This is a genomic window from Bradyrhizobium sp. B120, assembly GCF_049075665.1.
GTDB lineage: Bacteria > Pseudomonadota > Alphaproteobacteria > Rhizobiales > Xanthobacteraceae > Bradyrhizobium.
Genome location: NZ_CP185242.1, coordinates 1,196,848 through 1,221,042 on the forward strand (window position 1 = coordinate 1,196,848; position 24,195 = coordinate 1,221,042).

The 24,195-nt window shown below is 64.3% G+C and carries 23 protein-coding genes; 8 read left to right on the plus strand and 15 right to left on the minus strand.

From position 1 onward, the window contains the following. Positions 1-64: 64 nt before the first annotated feature. Entirely contained in the window at positions 65-979 is a 915-nt protein-coding gene (locus tag ACOIX3_RS05695; RefSeq protein ID WP_420968820.1) for a LysR substrate-binding domain-containing protein, read from the plus strand. 307 nt (positions 980-1,286) lie between these two features. Here the strand turns inward: ACOIX3_RS05695 and ACOIX3_RS05700 are convergent, their stop codons facing one another. The 8 genes from ACOIX3_RS05700 to ACOIX3_RS05735 form a co-directional block, all read right to left on the minus strand. Next, positions 1,287-2,282 carry a hypothetical protein gene (locus ACOIX3_RS05700; protein ID WP_420968821.1) on the minus strand — a complete coding sequence of 332 codons (996 nt, stop codon included), beginning with the start codon at positions 2,280-2,282 and terminating at the stop codon, positions 1,287-1,289. A 134-nt stretch (positions 2,283-2,416) separates the two neighbouring features. Continuing rightward, complete coding sequence (locus ACOIX3_RS05705; RefSeq protein ID WP_223966928.1) at positions 2,417-3,112, minus strand: ABC transporter ATP-binding protein; 696 nt, start codon at positions 3,110-3,112, stop codon at positions 2,417-2,419. Next, positions 3,112-3,861, minus strand: a complete 750-nt coding sequence (locus ACOIX3_RS05710) for an ABC transporter ATP-binding protein (RefSeq protein ID WP_342724466.1) — start codon at positions 3,859-3,861, stop codon at positions 3,112-3,114. The genes ACOIX3_RS05705 and ACOIX3_RS05710 overlap by 1 nt, the downstream gene beginning before the upstream one ends. Continuing rightward, the gene (locus tag ACOIX3_RS05715) at positions 3,858-5,150 is read right to left on the minus strand and encodes a branched-chain amino acid ABC transporter permease (protein WP_420968822.1); all 1,293 of its coding nucleotides are present in this window, start codon (positions 5,148-5,150) and stop codon (positions 3,858-3,860) included. The genes ACOIX3_RS05710 and ACOIX3_RS05715 overlap by 4 nt, the downstream gene beginning before the upstream one ends. Further along, on the minus strand, positions 5,147-6,094 hold the full coding sequence (locus ACOIX3_RS05720) for a branched-chain amino acid ABC transporter permease (protein WP_223966931.1): 948 nt from the start codon (positions 6,092-6,094) through the stop codon (positions 5,147-5,149). The genes ACOIX3_RS05715 and ACOIX3_RS05720 overlap by 4 nt, the downstream gene beginning before the upstream one ends. 135 nt (positions 6,095-6,229) lie before the next feature. After that, positions 6,230-7,468: a branched-chain amino acid ABC transporter substrate-binding protein gene (locus ACOIX3_RS05725; protein ID WP_420968823.1), complete on the minus strand. Its 1,239-nt coding sequence runs from the start codon at positions 7,466-7,468 to the stop codon at positions 6,230-6,232. A gap of 235 nt (positions 7,469-7,703) precedes the next feature. Then, the gene (locus ACOIX3_RS05730; RefSeq protein WP_420968824.1) at positions 7,704-8,927 is read right to left on the minus strand and encodes a TetR/AcrR family transcriptional regulator; all 1,224 of its coding nucleotides are present in this window, start codon (positions 8,925-8,927) and stop codon (positions 7,704-7,706) included. Between the two features lie 199 nt (positions 8,928-9,126). Continuing rightward, positions 9,127-10,203 carry an alpha/beta hydrolase family protein gene (locus tag ACOIX3_RS05735; RefSeq protein ID WP_420968825.1) on the minus strand — a complete coding sequence of 359 codons (1,077 nt, stop codon included), beginning with the start codon at positions 10,201-10,203 and terminating at the stop codon, positions 9,127-9,129. 94 nt (positions 10,204-10,297) lie between these two features. On the opposite strand from ACOIX3_RS05735, the gene ACOIX3_RS05740 reads away from it, so the two are divergent. Next, positions 10,298-11,107 (plus strand): LytTR family DNA-binding domain-containing protein, encoded by an 810-nt coding sequence (locus tag ACOIX3_RS05740; protein WP_420968826.1) that lies wholly within the window; start codon positions 10,298-10,300, stop codon positions 11,105-11,107. A gap of 124 nt (positions 11,108-11,231) precedes the next feature. Then, entirely contained in the window at positions 11,232-12,296 is a 1,065-nt protein-coding gene (locus tag ACOIX3_RS05745) for a ketopantoate reductase family protein (protein ID WP_420968827.1), read from the plus strand. 106 nt (positions 12,297-12,402) lie between these two features. Here ACOIX3_RS05745 and ACOIX3_RS05750 read toward each other — a convergent pair whose 3' ends face one another. Both ACOIX3_RS05750 and ACOIX3_RS05755 read right to left on the minus strand, forming a co-directional pair. Next, positions 12,403-15,537, minus strand: coding sequence for an ATP-binding protein (locus tag ACOIX3_RS05750; RefSeq protein WP_420968828.1), 3,135 nt, complete (start codon positions 15,535-15,537; stop codon positions 12,403-12,405). Positions 15,538-15,925: 388 nt separating this feature from the next. Further along, positions 15,926-16,129, minus strand: coding sequence for a hypothetical protein (locus tag ACOIX3_RS05755; RefSeq protein ID WP_420968829.1), 204 nt, complete (start codon positions 16,127-16,129; stop codon positions 15,926-15,928). Positions 16,130-16,181: 52 nt separating this feature from the next. Here ACOIX3_RS05755 and ACOIX3_RS05760 point away from each other — a divergent pair, with 52 nt between their 5' ends. Together ACOIX3_RS05760 and ACOIX3_RS05765 are read left to right on the plus strand one after the other, a co-directional pair. Further along, positions 16,182-16,910 (plus strand): sulfite exporter TauE/SafE family protein, encoded by a 729-nt coding sequence (locus ACOIX3_RS05760; RefSeq protein ID WP_420968830.1) that lies wholly within the window; start codon positions 16,182-16,184, stop codon positions 16,908-16,910. Positions 16,911-17,066: 156 nt separating this feature from the next. Then, positions 17,067-17,261 (plus strand): hypothetical protein, encoded by a 195-nt coding sequence (locus ACOIX3_RS05765; RefSeq protein WP_420968831.1) that lies wholly within the window; start codon positions 17,067-17,069, stop codon positions 17,259-17,261. Between the two features lie 287 nt (positions 17,262-17,548). Here the strand turns inward: ACOIX3_RS05765 and rnk are convergent, their stop codons facing one another. From rnk to ACOIX3_RS05780, 3 genes are all read right to left on the minus strand, one after another. Then, positions 17,549-17,968, minus strand: coding sequence for a nucleoside diphosphate kinase regulator (rnk, locus tag ACOIX3_RS05770; protein ID WP_420968832.1), 420 nt, complete (start codon positions 17,966-17,968; stop codon positions 17,549-17,551). A 319-nt stretch (positions 17,969-18,287) separates the two neighbouring features. Further along, on the minus strand, positions 18,288-18,818 hold the full coding sequence (locus ACOIX3_RS05775; protein WP_420968833.1) for a chromate transporter: 531 nt from the start codon (positions 18,816-18,818) through the stop codon (positions 18,288-18,290). Further along, positions 18,815-19,381: a chromate transporter gene (locus ACOIX3_RS05780; protein WP_420968834.1), complete on the minus strand. Its 567-nt coding sequence runs from the start codon at positions 19,379-19,381 to the stop codon at positions 18,815-18,817. Before ACOIX3_RS05780 ends, ACOIX3_RS05775 begins: the two co-directional genes overlap by 4 nt. A gap of 116 nt (positions 19,382-19,497) precedes the next feature. On the opposite strand from ACOIX3_RS05780, the gene ACOIX3_RS05785 reads away from it, so the two are divergent. Further along, positions 19,498-20,412, plus strand: a complete 915-nt coding sequence (locus tag ACOIX3_RS05785; protein WP_420971666.1) for a LysR family transcriptional regulator — start codon at positions 19,498-19,500, stop codon at positions 20,410-20,412. Positions 20,413-20,443: 31 nt separating this feature from the next. On the opposite strand, the gene ACOIX3_RS05790 is transcribed toward ACOIX3_RS05785, so the two are convergent. Beyond that, positions 20,444-21,388 carry a hypothetical protein gene (locus tag ACOIX3_RS05790; protein WP_420968835.1) on the minus strand — a complete coding sequence of 315 codons (945 nt, stop codon included), beginning with the start codon at positions 21,386-21,388 and terminating at the stop codon, positions 20,444-20,446. A 252-nt stretch (positions 21,389-21,640) separates the two neighbouring features. On the opposite strand from ACOIX3_RS05790, the gene ACOIX3_RS05795 reads away from it, so the two are divergent. Further along, complete coding sequence (locus ACOIX3_RS05795) at positions 21,641-22,189, plus strand: carboxymuconolactone decarboxylase family protein (RefSeq protein WP_420968836.1); 549 nt, start codon at positions 21,641-21,643, stop codon at positions 22,187-22,189. A 216-nt stretch (positions 22,190-22,405) separates the two neighbouring features. On the opposite strand, the gene ACOIX3_RS05800 is transcribed toward ACOIX3_RS05795, so the two are convergent. Beyond that, positions 22,406-23,401 carry a GlxA family transcriptional regulator gene (locus tag ACOIX3_RS05800; protein ID WP_420968837.1) on the minus strand — a complete coding sequence of 332 codons (996 nt, stop codon included), beginning with the start codon at positions 23,399-23,401 and terminating at the stop codon, positions 22,406-22,408. A 64-nt stretch (positions 23,402-23,465) separates the two neighbouring features. Between ACOIX3_RS05800 and ACOIX3_RS05805 the strand changes: the two genes are divergently transcribed. Further along, complete coding sequence (locus ACOIX3_RS05805) at positions 23,466-24,170, plus strand: DJ-1/PfpI family protein (protein ID WP_420968838.1); 705 nt, start codon at positions 23,466-23,468, stop codon at positions 24,168-24,170. The last annotated feature ends 25 nt before the right edge of the window (positions 24,171-24,195 follow it).

Below are 24,195 nucleotides of genomic sequence, written 5' to 3' on the forward strand. Positions count from 1 at the left end.
TATTGACGCATCGAACCAACATGCCGTCAAATGACCGGAATGGCAGTTCATATGCAGATTGGTCATGTCCCTGAATCCGAGACACGTTGACCTGTTTCGCGAGGTCGTGCGTCACAACGGAATCACCAAGGCGGCCCTGAGCCTGCGGATCGGGCAGCCCTTCGTCAGTCGCGCCATCGCGCGGCTGGAGCGCGAGATCGGCTTCGCGCTGTTCGAACGCGGGCGCGGCGGCGTCACGTTGACGCCGGAAGGCGAGATATTCCTGCATGAGGTGGAGCGCAACCAGGCCGGGCTGGAGTATCTGGCGCGCGCCGCGCGCGGCATTCGCGCGCGGGGCAGCGGGACGCTGAGGATCGCCTGCCTTCCAGCATTCACCTATTCGTTGATGCCGCGGATCGTCAGCAAATTCTCCAGGAAGAACCCCGGCATCATGCTGTCGGTCGCCGTGCATAGCCCCGAACGGGTTTGGAGCCTGGTTGCTGCGGGCCAGTGCGATGTCGGGCTGGCGCGACCCCAGTCAGGCTTTGCAGCGGTCGACGACGAGCAGCTGATGACGACCGACGCCATCTGCGTGCTGCCGCGTCAGCACCGGCTGCGGTCCAAGCGATTGATCATGCCAAAGGACCTGCACGGCGAGGCGATGATTGCGGCAGCCCCGGGCGCGCCGCATCGATCGCGCCTCGAACGCGCCTTCGAAGACGCCGGGGCCGAGGTCAGAACGGTGGCGGAGATTCAGTACAGCATGCAGCGCTGCGCGCTGGTTGCGCAGGGGCTGGGCTTCTCGATCGTCGATCCCGTCGTGGCGCGGGATTTTGCCAGCGCCCGGATCGTGCTCAAACCGTTCACGCCGCGGCTGGAGATCACCACCGTGCTGCTGTTTCCGTCGCAACGGCCGCGCAGCCGTCTCGCGCTCGAATTCTGCGACCTGCTTCGCGCCGAGACCGCGGAGTACAGGAAGCCCGCCCGCGCTCCGGCCTGACCCGATCGGTGCCGGTGAAGCCGGGCCAGACACTGCGCGCGGGCGATGTCGTGGCGTTGATCAGCCAAGAGGAGGGCAATGCACATCGCACCGCGATGTCTGCCTGTCCTCGACGGCGCGAACTAGCGGTTGGGCGCCGATTTTGATGCTTCGCCGAACAGAGGGGTCGGCACCTGCTTGAACTCGGGGAGCTTGGAGCTCGGCGCGACCGGACTGATCTTTACCCCTACGAGAACGGGATTCCCCAGAAACCAGAGTGCGCCAGCCAACATAACAAGCCCGGCAACGCCCAGTGCGGCAAGACCTTTCACACGGACCCCCTTGAATGTGACGAGCCGATCAGCATGACGCCGTGCTGACGGCGCGAGGGATGATCGGCTCCAACCAGCGCATGCTCGTCATTGGCGAGCACGATTTCGGGTAACGGTAAGGGCTCAAGTCCGGCAAATCGGCGATACAACGCGCCCATGACGGCGCCATACGCGCATGCAGGCATCACCAGATAGGCGATGTGAGCCGCCGGAATGAAGGGCGCGAAGAGACCGATACACAATACGCCGCTCAAACCTCCGATCACCGAGTAGTCTAGCCCACGGCAGCGCCGGAAAGCTCTTGCAAGGTGATGAACGACAAGGATCAGGACGGCCGAGGGAACCACTGTGGCAATCAAAGTCATCAGAAATACTTGAGCCGGGATCGCCACAGCGAAGATGGAATCGGCAACGATCAGACGGGGCGGCAGGAACAGTGACTCAAGGGAAACGCATAGTACTGCGGTCAACACAGCCGGCACGATGGCTGCAATCGTAACCGCGGCGATCGACGTGCGAACACGAACCGGTCCGTCGAAAGTCCTTGAGCTGCGGGACTCGGCGTCTTGCCGCAAAGCTGCCGGCGCAAAACCCGCGAATTGACTATAGAGGAAGGCCGAGATCGTGCCGGCAATCGCTGGCAGAAGGCCCGAGGTGATCTCGGTGCCATGCCTCAGCGGAAACAGCCAGAACCCATTTTGGATCGCGGTTACATAGCTCAACGCGACCATCGCGCCACCCATAAGCCCGTACGCAAGCCTGCTCGAGATACGGAACTGGCGCAGCACAAGGTGACCAATGAACAGGAATGTGCCGTCCAGCACCAGACGACCTACAAAAAAGGTCAGCACCTTGTCCGGGCTCGGGAGGGCTCTTTCTGGCGGCGTGGTTTGGGTCGCAAGCAACGCCATGCCAATCAAGATGGCGTGCATGGCCGCAAGAGGAACAAGCGCCGCGAGCAGTGCGCGCGAGGAATTTTTCACCGCGTACATGCGTGCCCCCCTGAATGGTTGCACCCTAGACGGGAGGAGTTATCGATGCTCTATGGAAGAGAATAAAATTGTAATCAACCGCTTGCCGGAATTACCGTGTGAAAGCTGACGGTGTCTGCCATCGGCACCCCCCCTCACACCTCGAGCCATTCCTCGCGGACGGCCGCGTTCGCCTTGAGCTGGTCGGGGGTGCCTTCGAACACGACGCGGCCGTGGCCCATGATGTAGACCCGGTTCGAGATCTTCATCGCGATCGACAGCTTCTGCTCGACCAGCAGGATGGCGACGCCGGCCTTGGCGATCCGCGCGATCAACTCGCCGACCTGCTGCACGATCAGCGGCGCGAGGCCTTCGGTCGGCTCGTCGATCATCATCAGTTCGGGATCGCCGAGCAGCGTGCGACACGTGGTCAGCATCTGCTTCTCGCCGCCCGACAGCACGCCGGCCGGCGTATCGGCGCGGCGGGCGAGGTTGGGAAACATGTCGAGCATCTCCTGCAGCCGCCACTTGCCGGGGCGCCGCGGGTCCTTGATGCCGAGGATCAGGTTCTGGCGAACCGTCAGGCTCGGGAAGATGTCGCGATGCTCCGGCACATAGCCGAGGCCGAGGCGGGCGATCTTGTGGCTCGGCAGGCCCGCGATGTCCTGGCCCTTGAAGCGGATGGTGCCCTGCGGCGGCACCTCGCCCATGATCGCCTTGACGGTGGTCGAGCGGCCGACGCCGTTGCGACCGAGCAGGCTGACAACCTCGCCGGCGGCGATGTCGAGATCGACACCCTGCAGGATGTGGCTCTTGCCGTAATAGGCGTGGAGATTCCTGACCTCGAGCATCAGTCGACCTCCTCGCCGAGATAGGCTTCCTTGACCTTCGGATTGCCGCGGATTTCTTCCGGGGTGCCGGAGGCGATGATGTGGCCGTAGACCAAGACCGAGATGCGGTCGGCAAGGCCGAACACCACGCTCATGTCGTGCTCGACGATGACGAGCGTGCGTCCTTCGGTGAGGCGGCGGATCAGCGCGACGGCGCGTTCGGTCTCGGCGTGGCTCATGCCCGCGGTCGGCTCGTCCAGCATGATGACGCTGGCGCCGCCCGCGATCGTGATGCCGATCTCGAGCTCGCGCTGCTCGGCATAGGTGAGCAAGCCCGCCGGCACGTCGCGGCGATGGGTGAGATGGATGTCGTCGAGGATCTGCGCGGTGCGCTGCTTCACCTCGGGCAGGTTGTCGACGTTCTTCCAGAACGCGTAGCGGTGGCCGGTCGCCCACAGCACGGCGCAGCGGACGTTCTCCCACACCGTCATGCGGGCGAACACGTTGGTGACCTGGAACGAGCGCGACAGCCCGCGCCGGTTGATCTCGAACGGTCTGAGCCCCGAGGTGACCTCGCCGTTCAACCGGATCTCGCCCGAGGTCGGCTTGATGTAGCCACTGATCAGGTTGAACGTCGTCGACTTGCCGGCGCCGTTCGGACCGATGATGGCGTGACGCTCACCCTTGGCGACGCTCAAATTGAGATCGCGGATGATGGCGACATTGCCGAAGCTCTTCTCGACGGCGTTGACTTGGATGGCAGCGGTCATGCGAGATACCCCCGATCACGAGCCACCGTCGCGGCGCGATCCCAGGCTTCCGCGACGCGCCGCCAGGTGATGCGCGCAACCAGGAAGCCGCCGACGACGAGAACCGCCGCGGCCGCCCAGGTGGTCGGCGCGGTCGCGGCGAAGGGAATGCCGAGCAGATTGATGGCGTCGCCGCCGGAGAAGCGCGCGACCGTCTCGATGGTCAGGATGATGCCGAGCGCCAGCGCCAGCGTCGGGATCGCCGCGACCAGGTAGGACGGGATCACGGTGCCGAGCGTGCCGGCACGGATCAGTGGGCGGTGCTTCATCAGGATGCCGGCGATGCCGCCCGGGGCGAACATCACGATGGCGATGAAGATGATGCCGAAATAGAGCTGCCAGACCGAGGTGACGTTGGTCAGTCCCAGCTGCAGATACGTCACCAGGATGGCGCCGAAGATCGGACCGAAGAAATAGGCGGTGCCGCCGATGAACGCGGAGAACAGCACCAGCCCCGACTGCGTCGCGCCGAGATAGGCGGAGTTGGCGATCTCGAAATTGATCGCGGCGAGGCCGCCGGCGATGCCGGCGAAGAAGCCGGCGAACATGTAGGCGAGATAGCGCACCACATGCGGATCGTAGCCGATGAACTCGACGCGTTCCGGGTTGTCGCGCACCGCATTGCAGATGCGCCCGAGCGGGGTGCGGGTCAGCGCGTACATCGCGATTGCGGAGATCATCACCCAGAACGCGATCAAATAGTAGACCTGGAGCTGCGGCCCGAAGGTCCAGCCGAACAGCGGCATCAGCGCGGTGCGGTCGGTGGTGATGCCGGATTCGCCGCCGAATACGCTGCGCAGGATCAGCGACGACGAGGCGACCAGCTCGCCGATGCCGAGCGAGATCATCGCAAACACGGTGCCGGCGCGCTTGGTCATGACCCAGCCGACCAGCAGCGCGAACGCCATGCCGCCGATGCCGCCCATCAGCGGGATCAGCGGCAGCGGGATCGGCCAGTTGTGGCTCGCGACCGCATTCATGGTGTGGACGGCGAGGAAGCCGCCGAGGCCGTACTGCACGGCGTGGCCGAACGACAAGAGCCCGGTCTGGCCGAGCAGGATGTTGTAGGACAGCGCGAAGATGATCGCGATGCCGATCAGGCTGAACGAAGTCAGCGAGCCGCCGGAGGAGAACACCAGCGGCAGCACGACCAGCGCTACGGCTGCGATCAGCCAGATGCCATAGAAGCTCAGGGCGCTGTTGGACTCTTCTTTGGCCATTGCGGGAGCGGGCGTCACAGCGTTCGTCATGACTCGCGCGTCCCCAACAGGCCCATGGGGCGGAAGATCAGGACCAGCACCAGCAGCAGATAGGGCAGGATCGGCGCGATCTGCGCGATCGTGACGTTCCAGATGTCGGTCAGCGGCGAGGCGCCGAGGCTCGGATCGAGCGGCCCGAACACGCTGGCGAGCGAACCATTGAGGGCGACCGCAAAGGTCTGGATCAGTCCGATCAGGAGAGAGGCGATGAAGGCGCCGGGCAGCGAGCCGAGGCCGCCGAACACGATGACGACGAACAGGATCGGGCCGAGCAGCGCGGCCATGTCGGACTGAGTCACCAGCGAGGGACCGGCGATGACGCCGGCAAGGCCCGCCAGCGCGCTGCCGACGCCGAACACCAGCATGAAGACGCGGCCGACATTGTGACCGAGATGGCCGACCATGCTCGGATGGGTCAGCGCGGCCTGCACGATGAGGCCGACCCGCGTCCGCTTCAGCGTGACCAGCAGCGCGATGAAGATCACGACCGAGACCACCAGCATGAAGATCTTGTAGGCGGGGTAGTTGGTGGAGAATATGGTGAAGGCCGGAAAGTCGAGTGCCGCCGGAACCCGATAGTCGACCGGGCTCTTGCCCCAGATCATCGAGACGATTTCCTCGATCGCAAAGGCGAGACCGAAGGTCAGCAGCAACTCGGCGACATGGCCGTGCTTGTGGGTGTTGCGCAGGCCGTAGCGCTCGACGCCCATGCCGACCACGCCGACCAAGAGCGGAGCGATCACCAGCGCCGGCCAGAAGCCGATCCAGCGGGTGAGCTGAAAGCCGAAGAACGCGCCCAGCATGTAGAAGCTCGCATGCGCGAAGTTGAGCACGCCCATCATGCTGAAGATGACGGTGAGTCCGCTGGACAGCAGAAACAACAGCATGCCGAACAGCACGCCGTTGAGTGTCGAGATGACGATGAGCTCAGCCACGGCGCACCCGCTTGAGACTGGAACGGTTCACGTGATCAATAACCTGTCGGTGAAATGAACTGCGGCACCACGACGCTGCCGGAAGACGAACGCCTCCGCAACCCTGTGGTCGCGGAGGCGCCTTGCAGCGGCCGATCAGGGCCGCTTCATGTTGCAGGTGGTCGGAAGCATCGTCTTATCGGTGTCGATCTTGGAGACGATGTGCCAGCCCCAGCCGGTGTTCTCTTCGTCGAAGGGCTCCTTGGCCTTGTCGGTCAGCGAGCCGAACGAGGAGATGTAGATCGGCTGGAAGAACTGGTGGTCGTCCTTGCGCATGAAGCCATCGCCGCCGTCGAACACTTCGAACTTCATGCCCTCGAGGGCGGCCGCGACCTTCACCGGATCGACCGAATTGGCCTTCTCGGCGGCGACCTTGAACATCCGCATCTCATTGACGGCGCGCGGATACCACACGGAAATGCCGGTCTTGGCGCGGAAGTCCTTCTCGAAATCCATCGCCGCCTTGTTGCCGGAGTTCGGGACGCCTTCGCTGATCTGGAACACCTGGTTCTCGAGGCCGGTCTGCTTGATCGCGGTCGGCCCACCGGCGCCGCCGGCATAATAGGTGTACCAGTTGACCTTGAGGCCGGCATCGGCCGCGGCCTTCAACAGCAGCGCGAAGTCCTGGCCCCAGTTGCCGGTCACGACGGTGTCGGCGCCGGAGGCCTTGATCTTGGCGATGTAGGGCGAGAAGTCGGTGACCTTGAGCATCGGGTGCAGTTCGTCGCCGACGACCTGGATGTCCGGCCGCTTCTCGCCCAGCATCTTGCGCGCCGTGGTGCGCACCGACTGGCCGAACGAGTAGTCCATGTTGATCAGATAGACCTTCTTGATGGACGCTTGGCCCTTCATGTAGTTGGTCAGCGCTTCCATCTTGATGTCCGAGTTCGCATCCCAGCGGAAATGCCAGTAGCTGCACTTCTCGTTGGTCATGCTCGGATCGACCGCGGCGTAGTTGAAGTACAGCACTTCCTTGCCGGGGTTGCGCGAGTTGTTCTTGGTAACGAAATCTTCCAGCGCCGCACCGACCGACGAGCCGTTGCCCTGGGTGATGTAGTGGATGCCGGCGTCGACCGCCTTCTGCGCCTGCACCAGGCTTTCCTGCGGATTGGTCTTGTTGTCGAGCGGGACGATTTCGACCTTGTGGCCGAGGATGCCGCCCTTGGCGTTCAACTCGTCGGCGAGATACTGAAACGTCTTCAGGCCGCCTTCGCCAACGCTGGCGCCGCCGCCGGAGAGCGGATCGATATAGCCGATCTTGATGGATTCCTGCGCGGACGCCGCGCCTCCCAACACCGTCAGCGCTGCCGCGGCGGCAACGATCAGCCTATGCATTCTGCGTTCCTCCCTTGCTCGTGTTTTGATTGATCTTAAGCGATCGAGGCCGTCTCATAACCCCAATTGCCGCGCCTTCGCAACTTTCGCTTTGAATTTAGCGTCAAGTTTTAGCGGAAGGTAGTATGATGTTATAGGCTATATGCCTTCGGAATCGGTCGCTGTTTTGAATGAGCAGTAAACTTTCGGATGAGACCTGCGTGCGCACGCCCGCCCGGCATTTTGGAACCGATGCTCAGGTCGGATGCCGGCGCGGCTTGAGACCTGCGAGAAACAACCGCGCGAAATGATCGGCGATCTCTGCCGGAGACCAGTCGCGCCTGGTCTTGAACCAGATCGGATACCAATGGCCCATTCCGGTCAGAATGCGCTCCGCGAAGTAGGTATCGATGCGGCGGAAGCGGCCCTCGTCGATCCAGCGCTGATAGCTGTCCTGGTCCTGCCGGATCGTCGCCAGGACGTCTCCGACATAGACTTTCCGGTCGACGTCGTTGAGATAGTTGATGTTGTGGTAGGTCGCCTTCGGGCCGCAGGGCGTGTCGTGCAGCATCAGCAGCAGGCGGATCCTCTGCACGATGTGATCGAATGCACCGAGGCTGTGCTCTTGCAGGTGCTCGCGGATGCTGATCTCGCCGGCGAGCCCGCGCCGCAGGCACGCCAGCAACAGGCTCTCTTTTTCGCTGAAGTGATAGTAGATGCCGGCGCGGGTCATGCCCGCATCCGCGGCGATGCTCTCGAGCGATGTGCCTGACGCGCCCCTGCGGTTGAAGCTGTCGGAAGCAATCGAAAGCATCCTGTCGAACTTCGCGGCCCGCTTGTTCAACGCCGCGCGCGACTCCAGGAAAGGTGCAAGGCTGAGCGGTTCGGGCATCTCGGGAACCGCGATCTCGCGCCGGTAAACGCCGTGCGTGATGATGTCGTCGATGGCATCGATCGCCTGCTGGCGCGTGTAGTAGTCACGTTCGGACAGCCAGAACGGCACCCAGTCCAGGATGGAGATCAGCGCCACCGCCGTCAGCAGCGGTTCGTCGCAGGCGATCGAGCCGTCCGCCACACCCCGATCCAGAATCTCCGCAAGCCGCGCGGCATTCTGCCAGCGCTTGGCATGGACTTCGCTGCTGTAGGGCGCAGCCAGCGCATCGATGTCGGTGAACAGGATCATGCGCTGGGCTTCGGACCGCAGCCTGCCGCGCACGAAGCGCCTGACGATCTCGAGCCCATCGATACCGGGCTCGGCCGCTGCCTCCATCTCGCGCCTGTAGATCGCAAGGCCGCGCAGATAGCAATGAAAGATCAGGTCTTCCTTGTCGCGGAAGTGGTGATACAGCGCGCCCGGCACGGCCTGCACCGTCGCCGCAACCTGCTCCATCGTGACATTGGCATAGGAGTGGCGGGCAAACAGCCGGGATGCAGCGACCAGAATCTCTTCAGCTCGACCTGTCAGCGCAGCGACTTGCAAGCTCCGATGCCCTTTCCGGTTGCCGGATGCCAATCCAGACGGGAGATAATCCTCTCGGCATGGGACTTTCAATCGCCGATTTGGTCCGGCGAACGTCCGATCGCGTAATCCGGAGCATGAGATCACGACGCGGCGGCGCGCATCATGATCCCGTCTCGTTGCGTGAGTCCGATCCCGGCACGGTCAGCTGCGTCGCCATCTACTCCTGCGCAAATGCCTTGTCGAAGAAGGCGGGCAAGTCGTTGCGCAACTGCGTGAGCAGCGCCTCGCGATCGAAGCCGGGCGGATCTGCTGCGGCGTCGCCATCCAGGGTCTGGATCGGTGTGCCGGGGCGATCCATGAAGGCGAAGTGCCACGCGTTGGGGATCATGTGAAATTCGGCGTGCGGCACATTCTGTGCAACCCATTCGGCATGGAACCGCGGCACCAGCCAGCGGTCGCGTTCGGCTGCGTAAACCGCGGTCGGTATCTTGATCGCGGCGAGCGATGCGGCGGTGAAGAACACGCCGGCCGGCGCCATCGCCACCACCGCGCGCACCCGCGGATCGGTCGCCGGGGGCAGCAATGTCGTCGCCGGCGGCGGTGACTTGGAGTCGCCCCCCATGCTGCAGAACAAGGGATCGTCCTTGCTGTCGATTCTGCAATGCTCGCCGATGCGGGACAGGTCGACCTGGCCGCCCGCCAGCGCGATCACGGTGTAGCCGCCGGCGGAGTGTCCGACCGCCCCGATGCGCGGACCCTGTGCGTCGGTCGCGATCTTGTCCTTCCATTCGGGGTCCGCCAGCAGCGCATCAATCACCCGCGATGCCTGGCGCGGCCGTTCGGTGAAGAACGTCCCCGGCGGCTGCTGCCAGATCGAATGATCCTCCCAATTGTCGCCGGGATGCCGCAAGGCCGCGACCAGATAGCCGTGCCGGGCCAGCGCCTCCGCCAGGCTGGTATGCCCGAGCTCGGAGCCGCCCGTGCCGTGGCTGAGGATGATCAACCCCTTGACCTTCGGGTCCGGCGGCGCCCCGATCGCCGCCCGGACCGTGGACGGCCCCATCGGGATGGCGCGGGCCGGCGTTTGGGTCGGGTAATAAAGTGCGACGGGGATCGCCGCTGGATTAGAGGAGGAGACCGGGATCGTGATCTGGCGCCAGCCCGCCTCGGCGGCCTCGGCAGCCTCGGCTGCGGAGGGCGGCATCAGGACCGGGAGGGCCAGCAAGCCAAGACAGGACCAGAGGCAGGAGCAGAGCAGCCGGAGGCGAGCCGCCGGAACCAACGAAAATTTCATGTGCGAGTCCTCGAATGATCGACCGTCCGGCTGCTATAGGAAGGGGCGGTCTCGGGTCCACGTCCACTTCGCGAACAGCAGTTCTTATTCGCCAATGACCATCACCGAACTTTTCCGCCAGGATTCGATGGCTTTGCCGCGGCGCCACGCTGCAGTGGTGCTGCCTGTGGTGACCGGTATCGGGCTCGCGATCGTGGGCGCGTTCGGCACCTATGTCGGGATGGGGTTGCTGACGCGGCTGGTCCATTTCGTTGTGGGCGCGTTGTTGATCACCACCCTGGTCATTGGCGTGACGGCGCTGGTGCGGCGCTATCTGTTCTCCGGCGCCGAGCCGCTCTGGGCCGCGGTCGGCGTCGCGGTGGCGGTTGCGCCGGCCGGCGGCTGGATCGTTCAACAATTGTTGTGGCTGCTGGCGCCGCAGGTGCTGCCCTATGTGACCTACCGCGACCTCGCCCTGCAGGTGCTGTGGATCAACCTGTTCCTCGGCCCGCTCATCTGGGTTCTCCGGCGGGTGCCCGTTGGAGCTGCCGATCTTGCCATCGATCCGGCACAGCCGACGTCCCCGCCGGACGCAGCTTGCTCGTTCCGTTCGAAATTGCCGTTTGCGGTCCGCCACGCCGCCATCCTGTCCCTGAGTGCGGAAGACCATTATGTCCGCGTGCGCACCGATCGTGGTGAGGCCCTGATCCTGATCAAGCTGGCCGATGCCGTCGCGGCCCTGGGACCGGAGACCGGGGTGCGGATCCATCGATCACACTGGGTCGCCCACACCGGTATCCGGGGACTGACGCGTCAGTCCGGCCGGCTCGGCGTCCGGCTCGACGACAATCTGGTGCTACCGGTGAGTCGCGCCGGACAGAAACTGCTGCGTAATCAGCAGGATAGGATGCCGCTCGGCGCCTGAGCCGACAAAACCGCATCATCGCGCCAAGGAGCTTGGCCGGATCGCCCGAACATCGTAAGACAAGTATCTGGTATACCACGGACCGTCGGCAAGAGGTCCGGGATTGGTCTTTGAGAGAGGAAACATGGCGCGCAACATTCTGATCCTTGGGGCTTCCTACGGCTCCCTGCTGGGGACCAAGCTTCTGATGGCGGGGCACAACGTGTCCCTGGTGTGCCGGAAGAACACCGCTGACCTGATCAACCGCGACGGCACCGAGGTGCGCATCAAGCTGCGCGACGAGAAGCAGCATCGCTCGATCTTCTCGCGCGACCTGCCGGGCAAGCTCGATGCCGTCACGCCCGCCGATGTCGACGTGTCGCGCTACGACATGGTCGGCCTGGCGATGCAGGAGCCGCAATACACCAACCACACGGTTCGCGTGCTGATGATCAAGATCGCGGCGGCGAAGCTGCCCTGCCTGTCGATCATGAACATGCCGCCCCTGCCGTATCTGAAGCGGATCCCCGCGCTCGCCGGCATGGACCTCGAGGAGGCCTACACCAACGCCCAGGTCTGGGAGCGCTTCGAGCCGGGACTGGTGACGCTGTGCTCCCCGGATCCGCAGGCGTTCCGTCCGCCGGAAGAGAAGGCCAACGTCCTGCATGTCGGCCTGCCGACCAACTTCAAGGCCTCCGTTTTCGCCGACGACAAGCACAACAAGGTGCTGCGCGAGCTCGAAGCCGACATCGACGCGGTGACGCTCGACGGCCAGGACGTTCCGGTGAAGTTGAAAGTGTTCGATTCGCTGTTCGTGCCGCTGGCGAAGTGGTCGATGCTGCTGACCGGCAACTATCGCTGCATCACACCATCAGAGCCGCAATCGATCCGCGACGCCGTCCACGGCGACCTCACGCGCTCGCAGGCGATCTATGACCATGTCGATACCATCGCGCGCAAGCTCGGCGCCGATCCTGCGGATCAGGTGCCGTTCGCGAAATACGCCAAGGCGGCGGAGAGCCTGCTCAAGCCGTCCTCGGCGGCCCGCGCGGTCGCCGCCGGCGCGCCGTTCATCGAGCGCGTCGACCTCTTGGTGAAGCTGATCTCGCATCAGCTCGGCACGCCGAGCGCCGAGATCGACCGCACCGTCGAGACCGTCGACCAGAAGCTGAACGAGAAGATCGTGCAGGGCGGCTCCGGCGCCGAGTAACGGGAACGCACGTTGACGGCGGGGGCAGGACTCGAACCCGCAACCCGACCGTCATAAGCGGCGGGATAGCGATCAGATTCGTTGATCTTGCTGTGGTCTCGGTCGGCTAAGCGGGCCGCGAAGGCAGCGAGGTCATCGCTTCGAGTTGCGCCGTTCGCGTTGCCAACACCGCGAGCAAGCTCTTGTGCAGCCGATCCTCGGGTTCGAAGTTTTGCGCGAGCGTTCGGATGGTCTCGGAAAATCGCATGCGGTACGTCGCCGCCCTGTCGACGTCTCCGTATTTCGCGAAGATCTCGGCGGCCGTGCGGTACACCCGCCAGGACGCAATCGGGAAGTCGGCACCGTCGACGATCTCCAGCGCGCGAGACAGCTGCAACCGAGCTTCCGCTGAATCGCCCAAGGCAAGCGCAGTCCGCGCGAGCAGTCCGTGGGCCTGGGCCAGGTGATTGAGATCTGGAGCCGTAGCCACATAGTCGTGGAGCTGGCGTGCACAGCTCTGAGCCTGCGTAAGGTCGTCAACCTGCAGGTAATATTCGCCGAGGCAATGATACACCTGCGTCGCGGCGGTAAATTCGATGTCGATGCCTTCTTCATGCCTGCGGCGTTCGATATCGTCGAATTGCCTGCGCGCTCCCGACGGATCGTTCAGGCCGACATAGGCCTTCGCAAGGACCGCCCGCTTGTGGAAGTAGGTCGACTGATCGCCGACCAGCAGGCTGTCGTCGACGCTTTCGCAGAGTTCCCGGGCTCCATCAAAGTCCATCGCTTCGACATGCAACCATGCAAGCGTCAGCCGGCACAATGCGCTGCTGGGGCCGTTCGCGTTCCTGACGGCAAGTTCCAGGCCGGCCGTGATTTCACGCCGCAATTCGCGCCACTCGCCCAGATGAATCAGCGCGATTGATTCAAGAACGTTGAACAGGACAAAAGTGTAAACGTCGCCGGCTAGCCGCGCCAACCGCTTTCCTTCGGTGCCGGCGCGGCGGCACTCCTGGTACCGCGACCGCCAGCAATCAACGATACCGGATATTCCATTGCGTCTGATCAAGACGCCATAGTTCGTGGCATTCGCACTCAGCTCGATCGCCCTGTCGCAGAGCGTGGCGTCCTGTTTGCGCCAGCCGTTGAGGAACAGGTTGACGCTCGCGCTGCTGCCCTGGACCAGAGCCTTGAATGTGTCGTCCGCAAGCGTCTGGCTTCGCGACAGCACATCGTCAGCGGCCTCAAGGCAGGCGTGGCGATCCACACGCAAGCAGAGACTGCTCACAGCCGTGAGGCCGTTGAGCTGCTGCTTGATCTCGCCGGCTTGTTCGGCGCAGACAATCATGTCGCGCAAATCACGGATCGAGCCGACGAGGTCACCGCACGAGCGAAGCGCCCAGCTCCGCTCCCGCAAGAGGGCGACGCGGGTCGAGAATTTGTCGGCAGCATCGAAACGATCAAGTATGCCGAGCGCGCGGGTGAGATAGCTTGCGGCCTCCGCATGGCCGAGGCGTTTCGTCGAGCTCCTCGCCGCTTCCCTGAGGTAGCGCAACGCGCTCGGAAAGTCGCGACCCTGCTCAAAGTGAAGTGCGAGCGCGGGCGCGATTTCAGGGGTGCGGCCGGCATAGGCCTCCTCCAGCCTCTTGCCCAAGCGCTTGTGGGTCTGCGCGCGGTGCCCCGGCGGCAGATTCTGGTAAATGATATTCTGATAGAGAATGTGACGAAAGGCGTAGGAGCCCGAATATGTTCCATCGGGCCACTCGGAAACCCCCGAACGAACGAGGATTTGATCCTTCCGGATCGACGCTTCGATGTCCCTCTCAACGTCGATCGCATCGTCGGACAGGCCGGCCGCAACGAGGGCGGCAGAAAATTCCTCGCCGGCAACGCTGGCGACATCGAGCAGACGCCGCTCGTGATCGGTGAGGCGATCGAGCTCGTGGCCGATCATGTTGAGGAGGCTGTCTGGAATGCGATCTTGCGTGAATGCCGCCTGCGTGGCCAGGCACCATCTGCCGTCGATTTCGACGATCGACTCCTGGTCGATCAAGTGCTTGAGCAGCGAAGCAACAAACAGGGGATGTCCCAGCGTTCGCTCGAACACGGGCTTTGACAGGCTGGAGGCAAGTTCCTCGTCGTCGAAGCGCAATGCCAGGTAACGCTCGACCTCCGAACGTGACAATCGGTCGAGGCGCAATTCGCCGCAGTACCCATGGATCTCGAGATCCCGGTGCAGGCGACGGATGGGATGCCCGCCCGCGGAACTCTCGGCCGGACGATAGGAGCAGAGCACCAGCACGCGCGCCTTGCCGTTTCCGCGGGCGAAGCGGGACAGCACGTCGAGTGTCGCGAAGTCGCTCCAATGCAGATCTTCGAGCACAAGCACCCAGGGGCGGCCGGTGCTCAACGCTTCCAGAAGATCGCAAAATTCGCGCAGCATCCGCTCGCGCGTCGCGCCGAACACTTCATCCTGGAAAGCCGCGCGTTCCGATGCGTCGATGGCGCCCGGCAATTGCAGTATCCAGGTCGGGGCGTGCGCGCGAACGGCCGAAATCAATTCCGGACCGTTTGCGCGATAACGGTTCACCAGTGCATCGATGAGTGGAAGAAAGACCTCGTCTGTTCCGAATCGTTCAGTGCAGCGCCCATAGAGCTGATCGAAGCCCTGTTCCGTCAACTGCTCGATCGCCTTGGCGATGAAGGCCGTCTTGCCAATTCCGGCTTCTCCGGTGACAAAAGCCATCTGCCGCTTGCCGGACAATACATGCCGCGTCATCTGGTCGATCGTCGCGAAGGAGGCTGTCCGGCCGACCATCAGGGTGGAGATCTCGGCCTTCAGAGGTACGACCGCGTGCACGACCTCCCTGGGTGCTTCCCGCACCGTGCCGACAAAGCGGACGCCTTTGCGCGGCAAGGTCTTGATCAGCCGTTGCGCCTCGCCGGAATCGCCTATTCCCGTACGGGCTGCGTTGATCCGGGTGGTGAGCGCTGATTCCGAGACGATGCGCCCGCCCCAGATTGCACTGATCAGATCGTCCTTGGTCACCACCCGGGCGCGGTGGCGGACAAGATATTCGAGGAGGTCAAAAACCTGAGGCTGCAACGGGATCGGACGTCCGTCACGGCGCAATTCCCGCTGCTCGGTGTCGAGAACGAACTCGTCAAATAGATACTGCAAAACAATGCCTTCGGAGGTGCACGCGAGGCGGACATTCAACCGGTACGGCGGCCCGAAAGCAAGCACACCCTGCAAAATCAAGGAAACGATAAGGACAAATTAAGCTCGCGTTAAAGCGTGGCGTGGCGTCCCGTTCGATACTTCCAGCCGTATCCAGCCACTCACACAAGGTGCTCGTGTCATGCGCTTGGAAGAAAAGGCGCGGCGTCTCACCCGCGTGTTCTATGGGTTGTTGTTTCGCAAGATGTATCAGTCGATCGCGGCCGCGGCCGTACCATTGTTCGACGGCAGGGCTTCAGCCCGAAGCGATCCGTTGTTTTCTGTCGCCTCCGCGAGCTCTTCTCGAAAACAGGGCTGGCTTGGGCGCCTCCTTCAAGCGCTTCACGATTCGCGACGGCCGCAGGCAGAGCGCACCCTTCGACAGTATCGCCACCTGATCGACAATAGGTGGCACCGGTTTGCCGCTCGGTCAGATGTTGGAGGCCATGACAATGTCGGTCAGTGAAAAGTCGTCCGAACGCAAACTTCGGGTTTCGGCACCGAGCGAGAATACGCTGCTGGCAACGATCGCCATCTGCTTTGTCATTGTGCACATCCTTGCAGCCACGATGCTGACTTCGACCCGCCAGAGCGATGCCGGGATAGCGCCCGAGCCGCCCGGACTGTCGTCCACGGACTGATCGCCACGTCCATTCCAGGATTTTGCCAACCGGAAGGGTTAGCTCATGGGCGACATTGCGTCGTTTTGCCTGCTCAGTATCGCTGTGTTTTGCGGCGCTTTCGTCTCGGGCCTCGCGGGCTTTGCCTTTTCGGCGGTGGCCGGTGCGATTCTCCTGCACGTTCTCCCACCCCTGGAGGCGGTCCCGCTGATGATGGCCTGCAGCATCACCGTGCAAGCCACGGGTCTCTGGGCCTTGAGAAAAAGCATCCGCTGGAAACAGAGCTCCGCACTGGTCGTCGGCGGATTGCTTGGCGTTCCGATCGCCGTCTGGCTGCTGCAAGCCGCGGACGCGCGGATCTTCAGGGAGAGCTTCGGTCTCGCTGTCGCCTGCTATGCGGCCTACACGTTATTCCGGCCGGTGCTTTCTCATCGCTTGCAGATGAATGCGGGACGTAATGCATTGATCGGCTTCAGCGGAGGCTTTGTCGGCGGGCTGACGGCAATGCCGGGTGCGATACCGACTATATGGTGTGACATCCACGGCGTGCCGAAAACCGAGCAGCGCGGAATGGTTCAACCCTTCATCGCGGCCATGCAGATATTCGCACTTGGTCTCATGCTGGTCCGAGGAGATCTGTCGACAAAGGTCCTGGTTGATTTCGCCATCAGCATCCCGGCACTCCTCGCAGGAACGGCGCTCGGGCTTCTTGTCTTTCGCTGCGTCGATGACGCGCTGTTCCGGCGAATTATTCTCAGCATCTTGCTGGTTTCGGGACTGTTGCTGGTGTTGTAGCTGCGCCAGTCGCGCCTTCAGTTGCAATGGCAGCCAGTTGCTGACTTCTCGCCATGCATCGGTGGTCAGCAAAGTGCAGAATCGCGACAGCCGAACGCATGGCTCCGCCGACCCAGGTGAGGTAGGCTCGCGGAGTTGCGGTTGGGAGCCACGGACATGCCGATCAAAACGCTTCCCGTTCTTGCAATCTATGGCGATCTGGATCGCGCGCGCGACATCATGCGCGCCTGGCAGCCGCTCGACCATCTTTCCCCCGACGACGCCGAGATCGTCGTGAAGGCGATCGCCGAGGGCATCGCGCGCGGACGCCGGCACGGGCTCGAGATGGGGCAGTGCCATCTGGCGGCTTGAGTTGCGCTTACGTAGCGCTCGAGTATCGCGACCTGTTCAGGTGAGGTGAGCACGCCGGTCAGGCTCCCTCTCCCCTTGCGGGAGAGGGTGGGGAGAGGGGTGGCCCCGGGCGAGATGATCGAATGCGCATCGCTATCGCAACACCTATGACATGTCTGGTTCAAGACTCTGCCGAGAGAGTCCGCCGTGTGGCACCCCTCTCCCCAACCCTCCCCCGCAAGGGGGGAGGGAGCCCTTCCGCCGGTGGCTCCCTTACGAGAAAATAGTCACCCCGCGCGAAGCGACCGCTAGCTCTGCTGCTTCACAGCCAAAATCGTCACCGCACGCGTCTGGTGGCTTGGTGTCTGGAAATCGATCGTCTGTCCGACCGACAATCCAATCAGCGCGGCGCCGACCGGCGTCAGCACCGAGATGCGCCGCAGCGCGATGTCGGCTTCGTGCGGATACACCAGCACGACTTCCCTGACGTCGCCGGTCTCGTCGTCGCGGTAGCGCACGCGCGCGCCCATGCGGACCACGTCAGGCAGTTCGGAATCGTCGGCGACGACCCGGGCCCGGTCGGTCTCGCGCGCGAGGAACTGGGCCACGCGGGGAAACACCGCCATGCTGGAATCGGCCAGCGCGCTGAGGCGATGCGCCTCGCTCGCGGTGATGACGATCGGCGGCAGTGCGGGAGCGGTAAAGGTGTTCTGAATGGTTCGGGTCATGTCGGATGATCTCTGCGGTTGATCGCGGGCGCGGCGACGCCGGCGCGCGGATGTCTCGCGCGATGCGACGGAGCGAATGATTTCGATGAAGCTATGATTTTGACGACGACGGAGAATCCGGACGGCGCGCGATCGCCGGCCGGCTAAGTGCCTGCGTGCAGTCGTCCAGCGCGCAATCCGAGGCGCGCAATGCGGGTGTCGATGCTCAACATGTCGATCATGGCACCATCAACATAGCCGCTGATCACGTCGCATCCATTGCGGCGAAAGCGCGCACGCGCCGCGTGGAACGACGCGCCATCGCGGCAACAGCCTTGCGTCAGGGCTGGCCGATGCCGGTGAGGCCGAGCACCGCGCCGGCGGCGAGCGCGAGCAGCGGATGGATCCGGGTGGTGGTGGTGGCGATCGCGACCATGGCCGCGATCAGGATGGTGCCCCAGCTCGAGGTCGACGAATGGGTGATGACGATGGCGCTGGCGGTGACGAGGCCGGCGGTGACCGGAACCAGCCCGGCCTGCACCGTGCGGCGCCACGGCCGGTCCTTGAAGCGTTCCCAGAGCCGTAGCGCGAAGCCGGTGACGAGCGACGACGGCCCGAACTTGGCGAGCGAGGTCACCAATACGCCGGAGAAGCCGGCGACATGCCAGCCGACCAGCGGGACCACCATCATGTTCGGTCCCGGAGCGGCCTGCGCCAGCGCGAACAGCGCGCCGAATTCCTGCGCCGTCATCCAGTGATGGATGTCGACCACCTGACGCTGCATCTCCGGCAGGATGGTGTTGCCGCCGCCGAAGGCGAGCAGCGACAGCTCGGCGAAGATCAGGGCGAGCGTGACCAGGGTCCCCGTCATGACGCCTGCCTCGACCTGAGGACAATGCTGAGCGGCGCGAGCGTCAACAAGGTCGGCAGCAACGGCAATCGGAACACCGCGATCGCGAGCACGCAGAGCGCGCCGATGACGAGGCCGAGCACATCGCGCCGCAACGGCCAGGCGATCTTGATCGCGGTGGAGATCAGGAGCCCGGCCGCCGCGGCGGCGAGGCCGCCGAACAGATGGCGCACCACCGGGTGGTCTGCGAAGCGGCCATAGATCACGCCAAGGCCGATCACGACCGCGGTCGGCACCGCGATCAGGCCGAGGATCGAAGCGAGGGCGCCCGGAATGCCGCGAAACTTCAGCCCGACCGCCACCGACATGTTGATGATGTTGCCGCCGGGCAGGAACTGGCAGAGCCCGAGCAGGTCGGTGAACTCGGCGCCTGTCAGCCAGCCGCGTTTCTCCACCATCATGTGCCGCGCCAGCGGCAGCACGCCGCCGAAGCCGGTCAGCCCGAGGATGAAGAAGCCCGTGAACAACTCGCCGACATCGGGTGCGTCATGCTTGGCGGTCTGTGCGGCGGGTACGGCGTCCATCGGCGGGGCGGCTCCGGTTCGTTCGTTGTTGAACTGACTTTAGTTGGCCGCGTGCCAAATATCCAATATATGGATACGGGAATTTGCATATCTATTGCATATGGATCGCCCTGATGATCGAGCTGCGCCATCTCCGCTATGCCGTCGCGGTCGCCGAGGAAGGTCACATCACCCGCGCCGCCGCGCGGCTCGGCATCCAGCAGCCGCCGCTGAGCCAGCAGATCCGCGCGCTGGAAACTGAGATCGGCGCGCCGCTGTTTCGCCGGCAGCCGCGCGGGGTGGAGCTGACCGCCGCCGGCCGCGCCTTCGTCAGCAAGGCGCGCGCGATCCTGCGCGATACCGAGCTCGCCGTGGAAGCCGCGCGCCGCGCGAGTCGCGGCCAGGAAGGGCAGCTCGCGATCGGCTTCACCTCGTCGGCCGCCTTCCATCCCTTCGTCACCGGCGTGATGCGCGAAATGCGCGAGCGCGCGCCGGCGATCACGTTGTCTCTGGAAGAGGCCTCGACCGGCGAGCTGATCGAAGCCGTCGAGGCCGACCGGCTCGACGCCGCATTCGTGCGCTCGCCGAGCGAGCGGCTCGATAACCTCACGATCACGCATCTGCTCGACGAGGAGATGGTGGTGGCGTTGCCCGACCATCATCCGCGCGCCCGCAAGGACCCGCGGCGACGGATCTCGCTGGCCTCGCTCGCCGACGAGCCGCTGATCCTCTACCGCCGTCCGACCGGGCCCGGCCTCTACGACAGCATCATCGCCGCCTGCCGCGCAGCGGGCTTCAGCCCGAAGGTGGCGCAGGAGGCGACGCGGATGGTCTCGACGCTGAGCCTGGTCGCGGCGGGGCTCGGGATTTCGATCGTGCCGGAATCGATGGCGCGGCTGGAGACCGCCGGCGTGTCCTATCTCCGGCTCGACCGCGCCACGGGCCTCGTCGCGCCGCTCGCACTGGCCCGCAAGAAGGGCCCCGCCGCCGGCACGCTCGGCCGTCTGCTCGGGATCGTGACGCGGCGGGTGAAGGACCGTGCTGGGGTGTAGCGTGAACCTCGGAAGCGACGGCAGCGGGTGCTCACGGTCTCAGAAAGCAGGTTGCGAGCGGCGCCAGCAACGCAAGAGGCAACGGTGCGCTCAGTGCCACGGCGATGCCACCGGCGCGATGAAGCGCGAGGACATGGGCGCGGGGCGCAACCGTATCCGCCAGACCTCGCGTCATCAGCACCACGAAATTCGCAGTGATTGCGCCCCAGATCGCGCCGGCGCTGAAATGGCTCGCCAGCACCTGGAGGCGACGGGACCACGGTTGACCATTGAGGGCCCATCGATCCAGGAATAACGGGTCGATGGTCATGTGATAGAGCTGCGCGGCGATTGCCGAGACGACGCTGCCGGCGATCGAGGCGCTGAGGAATGTCAACGCTGTCCTTCGCCGTCCGGATGCCATGCCGAGCACGCAGGCGGGAATCAACGACGTCAGCGCACCGATCACGATCGTCCAGAGCAGGAACGGTCCCCACGGCAAATCGAGAATACCTGACGCGGTCAGCGTGCCGTGCACGCGCTCGGCCAGTGCAGCCTTTTGCAGCCGGAACTCGGACTCGAAGCGGATCGCGAGCGGCCCTCGACCAGCAACGTGTAGTGCCGTGACGAGCCACAATGCGGACGACAGCAGTGCGCCCAGGAACCAGATCGTGATGCTCAGTCTTGGCAGGATCCGCTTGAGCACGATCCCTTGCATCAGTGGTGGGGCCAGCGTGGCGAGCACGACAGCGGCCAGGAGGCCATTCATGATGAGCCCGCGGTATTCGGCGGTCCGCGAGACCTGCTTGCCGATGGCGGTAGCCGATAGCGCGGTGAAGACGGGGATCAGCGCGGAGACGAACACCCAGGCGAGCCAGGTGGACCAGGTCACGGGCTGCAAACGCAAAGGGGCCGGTTCTGTTGTCGGGTTCATGTCGCCAGCCTGAATTGATGAGATGAGCGCGCAGAACGTCGGCGACAAGCCGATCTGCGGCAACGGTCAATCCCTGCAAGCTTAGGCACACGGCCGATGGCGCTGTGTCGACTTGTCCGCGTTTGTGCGCATCCGTGCGGCTCGCGGAACGAGCCGGCCGGCAGGGATGGCGTGGAATGTGGGGAGTTTGGCGAACGCGCGCGTCAGGGCGCGGCTAGATAGCTCCCATCGAACTCCGATGCCGGCGCGTCGATCGCAACAACTCGGTTGCGTCCGGCGGCCTCGGGTTCAATCACCACAGTGAAAGGCAGTTCAATGGCACGTTTTCCTGTCCATACGCTCGACTCCGCACCGGAAGCCTCAAAGCCCGCGCTGCGTGACGTCGAGGCGCGGTTCGGCGTGATCCCGAACCTTGCCGCGACGATGGCGACCTCACCGGTGCTGATCCAGAGCTTCATCGGCATCTTCGACAAGGTTCACGGCGGCAGCTTCACCGAGCAGCAGATCCAGACCGTGCTGCTCACCGATGCGGTGACCAATGGCTGCATCTGGGCGGTCGCACTGCATTCCGCGCTCGGCCTGCAGGCCGGCCTCGATCCTGAAGATGTCGACGCGATGCGCGCCGGCCGCTCGCCTGCCGACAAGACCCTCGGCGCACTCTCGACGCTGGCGAGGTCGCTGATCGAAAAGCGCGGGCGGCTCGACGATGAGGAGATCGAACGATTCCTGGCGGCCGGGTTCTATAAGGACCTCGTGCTTGAAGTGATCACCATCGTGGCGGCGTCGACCATCACGAATTACACCGGCAGCGTGACCAATCCGCCGCTGGAGGCGGGATTACAGGACCATGCCTGGAATCGTTGAGCCGATCTCAACTACGCGTCAATCGCTGCGCTCTGCACTCCCTCTCCCCGTTCTTACGGGGAGAGGGCTGGGGTGAGGGGCCGTCTCCGCATAGATGGCGGTAGCTGCGTTTGCGGAGACTCCCCCTCACCCGGAACGCATCTGGCGATGCGTTCCGACCTCTCCCCGCAAGCGGGGCGAGGTGGAGCGAGGCCCGCCGCTCGATTCGAGAACGTCCTAGCGCGCAAATCTGGCGCGGTAATCCTGCGGTGTGGTCGACAGCACGCGCAGGAAGCTGCGGCGCATCGTCTCCTCGGACCCGAAACCGCAGCGCTGCGAGATTCGCTTGACCGGCAGGCGCGTCTCCGAGAGCAGGTGCCGGGCGCCCTCGACCCGCAATCGCTCGATCGCGCGTGCCGGCGTCAGCCCGGTTGCATCGGCGTAGTGCCGGCTGAAGCTGCGCTCGCTCATGCCGGCCTGTTTCGCCAGCGTCGAAAGCGAGAGGTCGTCGGCCAGATGGCCGCTGATCCAGTCGTGCAGCGCGCCGAACCTGTCGTCCGTCGTTTGCAGCGACAGGATTTCGCTGAATTGCGCCTGTCCGCCCGGCCGCTTGAAGAACACCACGAGATAGCGGGCGACGGCAAGCGCCGCCGCGCGGCCGAGGTCTTCTTCCAACAGGGCGAGCGCGAGATCGATGCCGGAGGTGACGCCGGCCGACGTCCAGAACGATCCGTCGCGCACGAAGATCGGATCGGACTCGACACGAACCTCAGGAAAGCGCTCGGCGAGTTCCGAACAGAATTGCCAATGGGTCGCGGCACGACGTCCATCGAGAACGCCCGATGCCGCGAGCAGGAACGCGCCGGTGCAGACCGATGCGGTACGGCGCGCTTGCCCGGCGCGTCCGCGCACCCAGTCCACCAGGGCGCGATCGGCCGCCGCTGCGTTGACGCCGTCGCCGCCCGGAATCACCAGCGTGTCGACCGCGGTGCTGACGGCGGGCAGCGGGTGCACCGCGAGCCCGACGCCGGCCGACGCTTCGACCGTTGGGCCGTCCTTGGCGACGACGCGGACCTCATACGGCTCGGCGTTGCCAGCCCTGGCCGCCAGCGCGTTGGCGGATGCGAACACCTGCAATGGCCCGGTGACGTCGAGCAGTTGCACCGCCGGGTAAGCCAGCACTTCGATCAGGCGGCGGCCTTTTGGCGAGAAACGTGGGCTGGTTGGCGTCATCGCCGAAACCTGCCGCGCTAGGTTTGCTTTGTCCATAGTGCAAAGAAAGTTCGAGGGAAGTTCGATGATTGCTCACGATGTCCACTTGCGGATCGGATCACTGCTGTTCGAAGGCGTCGATCAAATCGATTTGACCGGGCCGTTCGAGGTGCTGTCGCGGATTCCGAATTCGACCTACCGCATCTACGGCAAGACCGCCGAGCCCGTCCGCGACATCAAGGGATTGCGGCTGACACCGGATGCGACGCTGGCCGAAGCGCCGCCGCTCGATGTGCTGCATGTGCCGGGCGGCTTCGGTCAGCAAGCCCTGATGGAGGACGCGGAAGTGCTCGGCTGGATCAGCCGGCAGGCGGCGGGGGCATGCCGTATCTTCTCGGTCTGCACGGGTGCGCTGATCTGCGGAGCGGCCGGCCTTCTGAAGGGGCGCAGGGCGACGACGCATTGGGCGTCGTTTCATCTGCTGCCGTTCTTCGGCGCGACGCCGGTGAACCAGCGCGTGGTGGTGGACGGAAGCTTTGTCTTTGCCGCCGGCGTCACGGCCGGCATCGATGGCGCATTGCGGCTCGCCGCTGAATTGCGCGGCGACGATGCCGCGCGCGCGATCCAGCTCTATATGGTGTATGCGCCGGAGCCGCCGTTCGACAGCGGCACGCCGGAGACCGCGCCAGCCGAGATCCTGCAGCAATCACGCGAGGCCGTGCGCGCGATCACGGCGCAGCGGGAGGAAACCGCACGCCGCGTGGCTGGCAGGTTGGGCGTCGTGGTGTAGGGAGATTGAGCGCCGCCTTTCAGGT